The 8,035-nt window shown below is 65.9% G+C and carries 7 protein-coding genes; 2 read left to right on the forward strand and 5 right to left on the reverse strand.

The features are described 5' to 3' along the window. Window positions 1–94: 94 nt before the first annotated feature. From OXH60_03325 to OXH60_03340, 4 genes are read right to left on the reverse strand one after another with little or no spacing between them, the layout of a single operon-like run. The gene (locus OXH60_03325) at window positions 95–1,201 is read right to left on the reverse strand and encodes a tetratricopeptide repeat protein (protein ID MDE0711146.1); all 1,107 of its coding nucleotides are present in this window, start codon (window positions 1,199–1,201) and stop codon (window positions 95–97) included. Beyond that, on the reverse strand, window positions 1,198–1,608 hold the full coding sequence (locus OXH60_03330; GenBank protein ID MDE0711147.1) for a cytochrome c-type biogenesis protein CcmH: 411 nt from the start codon (window positions 1,606–1,608) through the stop codon (window positions 1,198–1,200). Before OXH60_03330 ends, OXH60_03325 begins: the two co-directional genes overlap by 4 nt. After that, entirely contained in the window at window positions 1,605–2,159 is a 555-nt protein-coding gene (locus tag OXH60_03335; GenBank protein MDE0711148.1) for a DsbE family thiol:disulfide interchange protein, read from the reverse strand. The genes OXH60_03330 and OXH60_03335 overlap by 4 nt, the downstream gene beginning before the upstream one ends. Next, window positions 2,156–4,129, reverse strand: a complete 1,974-nt coding sequence (locus tag OXH60_03340; GenBank protein ID MDE0711149.1) for a heme lyase CcmF/NrfE family subunit — start codon at window positions 4,127–4,129, stop codon at window positions 2,156–2,158. Before OXH60_03340 ends, OXH60_03335 begins: the two co-directional genes overlap by 4 nt. Before the next feature lie 629 nt (window positions 4,130–4,758). Here OXH60_03340 and OXH60_03345 point away from each other — a divergent pair. Together OXH60_03345 and mmsB are read left to right on the forward strand one after the other, a co-directional pair. Then, window positions 4,759–5,742, forward strand: a complete 984-nt coding sequence (locus tag OXH60_03345; GenBank protein ID MDE0711150.1) for a DMT family transporter — start codon at window positions 4,759–4,761, stop codon at window positions 5,740–5,742. Between the two features lie 187 nt (window positions 5,743–5,929). Further along, window positions 5,930–6,847, forward strand: a complete 918-nt coding sequence (mmsB, locus tag OXH60_03350; GenBank protein MDE0711151.1) for a 3-hydroxyisobutyrate dehydrogenase — start codon at window positions 5,930–5,932, stop codon at window positions 6,845–6,847. Here the strand turns inward: mmsB and OXH60_03355 are convergent. Then, window positions 6,837–8,033: an acyl-CoA dehydrogenase gene (locus tag OXH60_03355; GenBank protein MDE0711152.1), complete on the reverse strand. Its 1,197-nt coding sequence runs from the start codon at window positions 8,031–8,033 to the stop codon at window positions 6,837–6,839. The two genes, mmsB and OXH60_03355, sit on opposite strands and share 11 nt — an antisense overlap. Window positions 8,034–8,035 lie beyond the last annotated feature (2 nt).

Here is an 8,035-nt window from a genome sequence, read left to right on the forward strand (position 1 = left end):
AACCGGCCCGGGCGCGCCGGAGACCGCCGCCCGGTGGGCGGAGCCCATAGGCCGCGCGCGGTGTCAGTGGGCGCCGGGGGCGTTGAGTTTCTGGCTACTCGAGGTCAAGCCGCTCGAGACGTTCGGCAATGGCCTGGCGCATCGGTTCATCGGGCGGTATTCGTTGCAGTAGCCGGCTGAGCATGACCCGGGCAGTTTCCTTGTCGTTCTGCCGTGCCGCCGCCTCTCCGACAACGTACAGGGCCAGCGCATGGTCCGGGTCAACGTCGAGCACCCGGCGAAACAGGACGAGGGCCTCTTCCGGGGGTTCGGCCGGGTCTTCGGATCCCAGGGTGAGCGCTTCCGCGGCCCCGGCAAGCGCCTCGGGGTCCTCGGGCGCGAGCGCGACGGCCCGCAGGTAGGCCTCGTGGCTGAGATCGAACTGGTTTAGGACCCGGCGGGACCGCCCCAGTCGTTTCCAGCCTTCTAGGTCGTCCGGGTTCTCGGCCAGTCGTGCAGCCAGCCCGTCCACCATGGCCCGGATCTGGGCATCGTCCGGGAGTTGCGGCGTGGCGTCGGGCAGGGGAGAGGGCAGGTTCGCGCGCGCTGCGGCCTCGCGGATGCCGCTTTCGACCATCGGCCGGAATTCGGCGTCGGGCGGCAGATCCGTGAGCAGCGAGTTCCACGTCGCGAGCGCATCCGCCGGCTGTCCGGCCTGGAGTTCCGCCAGGCCGGCGTAAAAGCGTGCCGGCAAGTGGGCGGGCTCCACGGCGAGCGCTTCGGCAATCAGGTCGGTAGCTTCCGCTGTAACGGTGCCTTCGTTGGCCATGATCAACGATTGCGCGGCGTGTGCCAGGGCGTCTGCCTGCTCGTCACCCCCCAGCGCGGCCGCGCGGCGCCACATGGTGGCTGCCTCCCCGGGATGGCCTGCTTCGTCAAGAGCTTGTGCAAGGTTCATCAGAGGGCCTGGCGAGTCCGGCTGCGACGCAACTTGACGCTCAAGCAGGGCAATCAGCGTATCCCCGTCGTCCAGCGAAGCCTGGGGATCAATGAAACCCGGGCTGCCGACAACCAGGTACACGGCCGCCGCGCCGAACGGGATGGCGAACGTGCCGACGCCTGCCAATCCCCGCAGGCGGTTGTCGGGTCTGGCGCGGAGACCCAGCAGCAGCGCAGCGATGACGGCAATGGAGATGCCGGCAACGACCAGGAGGAACGTCATGAAGCTCCTGGATCGCCAGGATCGCTGCGGCGACTCCGGGCCCGCCTGACCCGGGTCCGGGCAAGGGCCAGTGCCAGCAGGAGAAACGCCAGTGGGCCAAGCCACAGGAGCCAGGTAGCCGGCTTGAACGGGGGCTGCAGGAGAATGAAATCCCCGTAGCGCTCAACGAGGAAATCGACGATCGCCTCGTCGGTGTCGCCGGCCGCAACGCGCTCCCGGATGAGCGCTCGCATGTCCTTCGCCAGGTCGGCATCGGAATCGAGCAGGGACTGGTTCTGGCAGACCACGCAACGGAGTTCGGCAGCCAGTGCCCGCACCCGCTCGTCGGCGGTCTCGGCGGTCGCGGGAATACCCGCCAAAATTGGCAGCAGGATGACGATTCCGATGATCGGCGAGGCCGCCGTCAACTGTCCGGTTCCTGAAGATGGGCGAGGAAAGGAAGGAACACCCGCTCCAGATCATCCTCGCTCAAGGGGCCGGCGTGCCGGTGACGGATGAACCCCTCCCGGTCCACGAGGAACGTTTCCGGGACCCCGAAAATTCCCAGCTCAATCCCAGTCCGACCGTCCTGGTCGGCCCCAATTGCACGGAAGGGATCGCCGCGTTCGGCAAGAAACGCCCGGGCCAGCTCTGGACGGTCCTTGTAGTTGACCCCGTAGACGGGAATTCCCTGTTGCGACATGGTGAGCAATTGCGGGTGCTCGATCTTGCAGGGGCCGCACCATTCCGCCCAGACGTTGAGGATGTACGGCGCTCCGCGCAGCTTCTCGGTATCGAGTGCAGGCCCGTCGGGATACAGGGAATCAAGTTGAATCGGAGGCATGGGTTGATCGAGACGGGCGGAAGGGGGCACGTCAGTGCCGTCGTCCAGCGTCGCGAGCCGCCCGGCAAAGACGGCTGCGAGCGCAATCACCGCGATTGCCGGCAACGCGTATAGATAGATTCGACGAAAGGTCATGCTGGTTGCACCGACGCGGACTGGGCACCGGCCGCGTACATCCGGGGTCGGGTCCGCTCGGCAATGGATACTGCTCCGCCGAGGACGCTGAGAAAAGCGCCCCCCCAGATCCACCAAATGAGGGGATTGAAGGTCAGGCGCGTTCCCCAGCCGCCATCCGCCACGGGATCACCCAGTACCACGTAGATGTCGCCGACGAACGTTTCCAGGATGGCTGCCTCGGTGGTGGCCGTGCCGCTTGCGAGATAGGCGCGCCGTTCCGGCAACAATGTCGTGGCGCTTCCGCCCGGGCCAGTGACGAGAAACCGGCCTTGGAGCGCGGTGTAGTTGGGTCCCTCAACGTCTTCCACGCCAGCGAACTCGATCTTGTGACCCGCCAGGGACAGCGCTTCCCCGGAATGCATGACCTGCTCGAGATCAACCCGGGCGGTGCTGGACGCGGTGACGCCAACCACCAGTACGGCGACGCCCATGTGGGCCAGCGCCATGCCGTGGGCGGAGGCCGGCAGACTTCGTACGCGCCGCAACAGGCGTCGGGGGTTGCGCGCAGGACGCAGACGCGCCAGCCACTGGCGCACCGTTCCCGCCGCGAGAAATGCCGCGAGGCCGTATCCGGCTAGCGCCATGGGGACAGGGTCGCGTTGCAGCACGCCGGTCAGCACCACGGCGCCGACGGCGCAGATCACGGCAAACCGCATCCGGTGCAACACGCCCGGGAGATCCGCTCGCTTCCAGGGGATGGCAGGCCCCATCGCGGCGAGCACAATGGCCGGAATTGCGATTGGCAGAAAGACGGCGTTGTAATACGGCGGGCCCACGCTCACGGGTGGACTGCCGGCAACCTCCATGAAGATCGGATACAGCGTCCCAAGGAGTACGGTTGCCGCAGCTGCACCGAAGAACACGTTGTTCAGCAGGAGGGCTCCCTCCCGACTCACGGGCTCGAACAGACCTTCGGCCCGGATGCGCGGCGCACGGACGGCAAACAGCGCAAACGCGCCACCGGTAACCGCCGCAAGGAAGGCAAGGATGAAGAGGCCGCGGGCGGGATCGCTGGCGAACGTATGCACAGATGTAATGGCGCCGGAGCGGACAAGGAACGTCCCCAGCAGGGAAAGGGAGAAGCCGGTGATGCAGAGAAGCAGCGTCCAGGCCTTCAGCGTGTCCCGCTTTTCCGCCACCCTGAGCGAGTGCAGGAGTGCGGTGGCGATCAGCCAGGGAATGAATGAGGCGTTTTCCACCGGATCCCAGAACCACCAGCCGCCCCAGCCGAGCTCGTAGTAGGCCCACCAGCTTCCGAGCGCGATACCGGCGGTCAGGAAACACCAGGCGAGGAGCACCCAGGGGCGAGCGAGCTTCGCCCACGTGGCGTCGATCTCCTTGCCAAGCAGGCCGGCGATGGCAAACGAGAACGCAACGGACAGGCCGACGTAACCCATGTAGAGGCAGGGCGGGTGGAACGCCAGACCGGGGTCCTGGAGAATCGGATTGAGACCCATGCCTTCGACCGGAACCGGGATCAGGCGTGCGAACGGGTTGGAGGTGAAGATGGAAAACGCCAGGAACCCGGCGGCGATAAGACCTTGTATGGCGAGGGCGCGCGCGCGGAGCGCCGGCGGGACCTGGCGACCGAACACGGCCAGAGCCGCTCCGTAGATCGCGAGAATCAGCACCCACAGGACCAGGGAGCCCTCGTGGTTTCCCCACACCCCGCTGATCTTGTAGATCAGGGGCTTGAGCGTGTGTGAGTTCTGCCAGACGTTGAGGAGCGAGAAGTCCGAAGTGACGTAGCCGTGCCCAAGCATCACGATCGCAATCGTGACCAGCCCGCAGAGCACCACCGACGAGACGTCGCTTACGGCCATCAGATTCGCATCGTTGCGGGCAGCGCCGACCAGCGGCACCGTGCCTTGGAACAAGGCAACCCCGAACGCAAGAATGAGGGCGAACAGCCCTATTTCACCGGTCATTCCCTTCGTGTTCCGGGATGGAGCTTGCCATCGCGGCGAGCGGTCGGGATCCCGGGACACCGTTCAGTCGCCTGCGGGGACGTCTGCCCCCTGATGCGCGCTGGCCGGGATTGAGTGCTGCCTGTCGATCCCGTCATAAGGAAACCCTGCAGGTTGGTGCCGGACGGTCCGCGCGGTCCCGGAGCGAACGAGCGCACTCGAAGGTGGGATTCGGACAGCATACGTTGATCGATCGCCGCACCTTAGCCCGCTCCAATCGTGACGCACAGGGTGCCAGTGCGAGATAGTGCATCCCAGTTCGGTTGTCGCCGGCCGGAGCAATGTCTTCGCAGGGTTCTGTTGTCGGCTGTCCCGCCGACGCACCACGTGCCGGGCCAGGATAGGAATCGGTCACGGTAGTTCCCGCTCTGGCTCGTACCGTTGCAGGCGAAATGGCCGGCTCTGGCCGGTGGCTGGAAGGGAGCGCAGGTGAGGTGCGCTGCTCACGAGGACGACGGGGCGCGCGGGACCGAGATCGTTTCGGTCGCATTCTCTGATCGGTTCGTGTAGACGGCGGAAGCTGCGCCGGAACGCCCCGACGTGTGCGCCGCCCCCCGGCGGAACCCGCTACCACCGACTGGAGCCCCAACTTGCCTGGTCCAGCGCGCTCCACCTCATCGTCTGCCCGCCAAGTACAAATCGGGGTCGCCTGCATCTTTGGCGGTGTCGTGGCGCTGACCCTCCAAGACGCGGTGATCAAGTGGCTGAGTTCCGACTTTGCGCTCCATGAAGTCACGTTCGCGCGCTCCCTAGTCGCCATCGTCATCACGCTGGCGATCGTCCGCCTGGAAGGCGGAATGCGCTTGCTCAGGACGCGCCGTCCGGGACTGCACATCGTCAGGTGCCTCCTGTTCATCTGGACCAACATGTGCTTTTTCATGGGTGTCGCCAGCATGCCCTTGGCCGAGGCCACGGCAGTGTTCTTCGTGGCGCCGCTGTTCATCACGGTGTTTTCCGTCGTGCTGCTGAAGGACCGTGTGGGACCGCGGCGCTGGGCCGCTGTTCTGGTCGGCATGGTGGGGATGGTGATCATGCTGCGGCCCGGTCGGGATACGCTGGAGCTTGCCGCGCTGTTTCCCGTGGGTGCCGCGGTCGGTTACGCGCTGCTGCAGATCGTCACGCGACGGCTCGGGACGACTGACCGGGCCTCATCGATGGCACTCTACGTGCACCTGGCTTTCGCCATCGCGAGCTTGGGAGTCGGTCTGGTGATCGGCGATGGCCGCTTCGCCAGTTCCGACCACCCGAGTTTCCAGTTCCTGCTGCGGGCCTGGAGTTGGCCGGACGGTATGGAGTTGGCACTGCTGTTCGCGTGCGGTGTGCTGATAGGGGCCGGGACGTACTTCCTTTCGCAGGCCTACCGGGTGGCCCAGCCTGCCGTAGTGGCGCCGTTCGAATACACGGCGTTGCCACTTTCGTTGCTGTGGGGATTGCTGGTTTGGGGCGACTGGCCTGACGCCACGGCGGCAGTCGGGATGGCGTTGATCGCGGGGAGCGGGCTCTACGTCTTCTACCGTGAGACCCTGACCGCTCCGCCGGCAGTGGTCAGGCGGCTATTCCGACGGGACCGCTAGCAGGTCGGGTTTCGTCTGCGCTTCAGACTATCGGCCGCCCCGAGGGAGCCATGCGGCCCGCCGGGGGCGCCAGCAGGACGCCTTGCTCATGCGAAGTGGCGCGAAATGCCTGCAGGGCCCGTGCCGTACAATCAGGTCGACGCTGGCGCCCGCGTTTCGAACGCGGCCGACCGGGATCGCGTGGAGGATGTGTATGCGGATCGCGTTTATCGGGCTTGGCAACATGGGTGAGCCGATGGCCGCCAATCTGGTTGCGGCGGGCCATGAGGTGCATGGATACGACGTCGCCGTGCCGGCGATGGAACGTGCGGTGGCGCGGGGCGTGAAGGTTGCGCCGTCGCCGGCCGGAGCGTGCAGCGAGGCGCAAGCCGTCGTCACCATGCTGCCGGCCGGACAGGATGTCGAAGATGTTTACACCGGCCGTGACGGACTACTTGATGCGCTGTCTCGGGACACACTGCTGATCGATGCATCCACGATCGACGTTGCGACCGCCCGTCGGCTGGCCGCCCAGGCCGAGCAGGGTGCCCACGCCATGCTTGACGCCCCGGTGTCTGGTGGTGTGATCGGGGCCGAGAAAGCGACGCTGACGTTCATGGTTGGGGGTAGCCCACAGGCGTTCGAATCCGCCCAACCCTTGTTCGAGGCCATGGGACAGAAGTCGGTCCTCGCGGGCGGTCCCGGCGCCGGGCAAGCGGCAAAGGCATGCAACAACATGTTGCTCGGCATCTCCATGATCGGTCTTTCCGAGGCGTTCACGCTGGGTGAACGTCTGGGAATCAAGCCGGAAACCCTCTTCGCGATCACGTCGGCCGCGTCAGGGTGCAGCTGGGCAATGCTGCATCACCTGCCGATCCCGGGGATCGTCGAGACGTCCGCGGCCAACCGGGAGTTTCGGCCGGGATTTGCTGCGGCCATGATGCTGAAGGATCTCAGCCTGGCGCAGGAAGCGGCGACGGGAACGGGAACCGCGACGCCGCTCGGGGCTCTTGCCCAGGCTCTCTACGAGGAATTCGTGGCGGGCGGCGGCGGCGAACTCGACTACGCCGCCGTGATCCGCCTCATCCAGGGGCGAAGCGCTTCGGGCATGACGCCTAGTGACTGAAGGCTTGGATTCCGGTCTGTGTGCGGCCCAGCACCAGTGCGTGGATGTCATGGGTGCCTTCGTAGGTGTTGACGGCTTCCAGGTTCACGACGTGCCGGATGACCTGATACTCGTCGACAATCCCGTTCCCGCCATGGATGTCGCGGGCCTGCCGGGCGATGTCCAGTGCCTTGCCGGCATTGTTGCGCTTGATTAGGGAGAGCATTTCCGGCGTAAACCGACCGGCTTCCTTCAGCCGACCCACCCGCAGCGCCGCCTGCAGGCCGATCGCGATCTCGCTCTGCATGTCCGCCAGCTTCTTCTGGACGAGCTGGTACGATCCGATCGGCCGCCCGAACTGCTTGCGCTCGAGCGCGTAGGTTCTCGCGGCATGCCAGCAGGATTCCGCGGCGCCGAGGCATCCCCAGGCGATGCCATAGCGGGCGCTGTTCAGGGACGAGAACGGCCCCTTCAGGCCCTTCGCGTGGGGCAGGCGGTTCCCGTCCGGCACGAACACGTCGTCCATCTGCACCATCCCGGTGCTGGAAGTCCGGAACGCGACCTTGCCTTCGATCTTGGGCGTGGCCAGATCACCTCTGGCGTCACGCTCGAAGACGAATCCCCCGATCACGTCGTCATCGTCCTTGGCCCAGATCAGGAACAGGTCCGCGATCGGGGCGTTCGTGATCCAGTTCTTGGCTCCTGAGAGAAGCCAGCCGCCATCGACCTTCCGGGCCCGGGTCAGCATGCTTCCGGGGTCAGATCCGTGATCGGGCTCCGTCAGCCCGAAACATGCGATCAGCTCGGCGGTCCGTAACTTGGGCAGGTACTTGCGTTTGAGTTCTTCCGACCCGAAACGGTGAATCGCTGGCATCACCAGGCTTGATTGCACGCTGAGCGTCGAGCGGTACCCGGAGTCGACGCGCTCGATCTCGCGGGCGATCAGTCCATACGTCACCCAGCCGACGCCGGCACAGCCGTAACCTTCGAGCGTCGCACCCAGGAGCCCGAGGCGAGCGTATTCCTGGTAGATCTCGCGGTCGAACGTCTCGTTGCGAAAGCTGTCCTGCACCCGTGCCATCAGCTTGTCCTGGGCGTACTCGCGCACCGAGTCGCGCATCATCCGTTCTTCCGGCGTGAGCTGATCGTCCAGCAGCAGGGGATCAGCCCAATCGAACGCGGGCTTGGGAGCGGACGGAACGGTCACCG

The sequence above is a fragment of the Rhodospirillales bacterium genome, from assembly GCA_028824295.1.
Lineage (GTDB): Bacteria > Pseudomonadota > Alphaproteobacteria > TMED109 > TMED109 > VXPW01.

What these genes read in the sequence shown, in the direction of transcription:
- OXH60_03325 (MDE0711146.1), bottom strand. Translation starts at nt 1,201, where the DNA reads ATGACGTTCCTCCTGGTCGTTGCCGGCATCTCCATTGCCGTCATCGCT.
- mmsB (MDE0711151.1), top strand. Translation starts at nt 5,930, where the DNA reads ATGTGTATGCGGATCGCGTTTATCGGGCTTGGCAACATGGGTGAGCCG.
- OXH60_03335 (MDE0711148.1), bottom strand. Translation starts at nt 2,159, where the DNA reads ATGACCTTTCGTCGAATCTATCTATACGCGTTGCCGGCAATCGCGGTG.
- OXH60_03340 (MDE0711149.1), bottom strand. Translation starts at nt 4,129, where the DNA reads ATGACCGGTGAAATAGGGCTGTTCGCCCTCATTCTTGCGTTCGGGGTT.